Raw genomic sequence first — 2,043 nt, 5'->3', positions numbered from 1 at the left:
GGATTCTTCAGGGCAACGGTTGACAGGGTGGCAAAGCCGTGTAGAATGCGCGCCACCTTGAACGGGCAGCCGGCCCGGTTCGGCGGTTTTCGGAAGTAGCGGAAAGCGCTGAAAAATAACGGTTGACAAGGTTGAGCGAAGCGGTAGAATACGCGGCCTCAACAGGGCGAAGGCCCGGCTCTTTAAAAAATTGACCAAGTAATTCGTGTGGGCGCTGACTGAGGTATTTCGGCAAGAGATATCGAGGCAGCGACCTGTCAGACTCTCTTTTGAGAGGATGAATTTGAGTGTTGTCTTGAGCGGATTTGGAAGCTTCGGCTTCTGCTTGATTTAAACTGAAGAGTTTGATCATGGCTCAGATTGAACGCTGGCGGCAGGCCTAACACATGCAAGTCGAGCGGTAACAGGGGGTGCTTGCACCCTGCTGACGAGCGGCGGACGGGTGAGTAATGCATAGGAAACTGCCCAGTAGTGGGGGATAGCCCGGGGAAACCCGGATTAATACCGCATACGCCCTACGGGGGAAAGCAGGGGCTCTTCGGACCTTGCGCTATTGGATGTGCCTATGTCGGATTAGCTGGTTGGTAGGGTAACGGCCTACCAAGGCGACGATCCGTAGCTGGTCTGAGAGGATGATCAGCCACATCGGGACTGAGACACGGCCCGAACTCCTACGGGAGGCAGCAGTGGGGAATATTGGACAATGGGGGCAACCCTGATCCAGCCATGCCGCGTGTGTGAAGAAGGCTTTCGGGTTGTAAAGCACTTTCAGTGAGGAGGAAGGCCTTAAGGTTAATACCCTTGAGGATTGACGTTACTCACAGAAGAAGCACCGGCTAACTCCGTGCCAGCAGCCGCGGTAATACGGAGGGTGCAAGCGTTAATCGGAATTACTGGGCGTAAAGCGCGCGTAGGCGGTTAGATAAGCGAGATGTGAAAGCCCCGGGCTTAACCTGGGAACGGCATTTCGAACTGTCTGGCTAGAGTATGGTAGAGGGTAGTGGAATTTCCTGTGTAGCGGTGAAATGCGTAGATATAGGAAGGAACACCAGTGGCGAAGGCGGCTACCTGGACCAATACTGACGCTGAGGTGCGAAAGCGTGGGGAGCAAACAGGATTAGATACCCTGGTAGTCCACGCCGTAAACGATGTCGACTAGCCGTTGGGACTCTTGAAGTCTTAGTGGCGCAGTTAACGCACTAAGTCGACCGCCTGGGGAGTACGGCCGCAAGGTTAAAACTCAAATGAATTGACGGGGGCCCGCACAAGCGGTGGAGCATGTGGTTTAATTCGACGCAACGCGAAGAACCTTACCTGGCCTTGACATCTGCAGAACTATCCAGAGATGGATGGGTGCCTTCGGGAACTGCAAGACAGGTGCTGCATGGCCGTCGTCAGCTCGTGTCGTGAGATGTTGGGTTAAGTCCCGTAACGAGCGCAACCCCTATCCCTAGTTGCCAGCACATGATGGTGGGAACTCTAGGGAGACTGCCGGTGACAAACCGGAGGAAGGTGGGGATGACGTCAGGTCATCATGGCCCTTACGGCCAGGGCTACACACGTGCTACAATGGCGCGCACAGAGGGCTGCGAACCCGCGAGGGTAAGCCAATCTCTTAAAACGCGTCGTAGTCCGGATCGCAGTCTGCAACTCGACTGCGTGAAGTCGGAATCGCTAGTAATCGCGAATCAGAATGTCGCGGTGAATACGTTCCCGGGCCTTGTACACACCGCCCGTCACACCATGGGAGTGGATTGCACCAGAAGTGGTTAGTCTAACCTTCGGGAGGACGATCACCACGGTGTGGTTCATGACTGGGGTGAAGTCGTAACAAGGTAGCCGTAGGGGAACCTGCGGCTGGATCACCTCCTTAAACGAAGCCGAACGCTTCGGTCAGAGCCCACACGAATTACTTGGTCAGTGGAAGAGAGAGCATAGGGTCTAAACGGGCCCATACCATTGGGTCTGTAGCTCAGGTGGTTAGAGCGCACCCCTGATAAGGGTGAGGTCGGTGGTTCAAGTCCACCCAGACCCACCAGAATT

Annotated in this window: 1 tRNA gene and 1 rRNA gene; both read left to right on the top strand. The window is 55.1% G+C overall.

The features are described 5' to 3' along the window. Positions 1-332: 332 nt before the first annotated feature. Positions 333-1,873 (top strand): 16S ribosomal RNA (locus EZI54_RS23530). A gap of 88 nt (positions 1,874-1,961) precedes the next feature. Continuing rightward, positions 1,962-2,038, top strand: a tRNA-Ile gene (locus tag EZI54_RS23525). Positions 2,039-2,043 lie beyond the last annotated feature (5 nt).

The organism is Marinobacter halodurans (genome assembly GCF_004327985.1).
Lineage (GTDB): Bacteria > Pseudomonadota > Gammaproteobacteria > Pseudomonadales > Oleiphilaceae > Marinobacter_A > Marinobacter_A halodurans.
The sequence above is the reverse complement of the archived record's forward strand: the minus strand, read 5'-3'. Positions and strand labels throughout refer to the sequence as shown.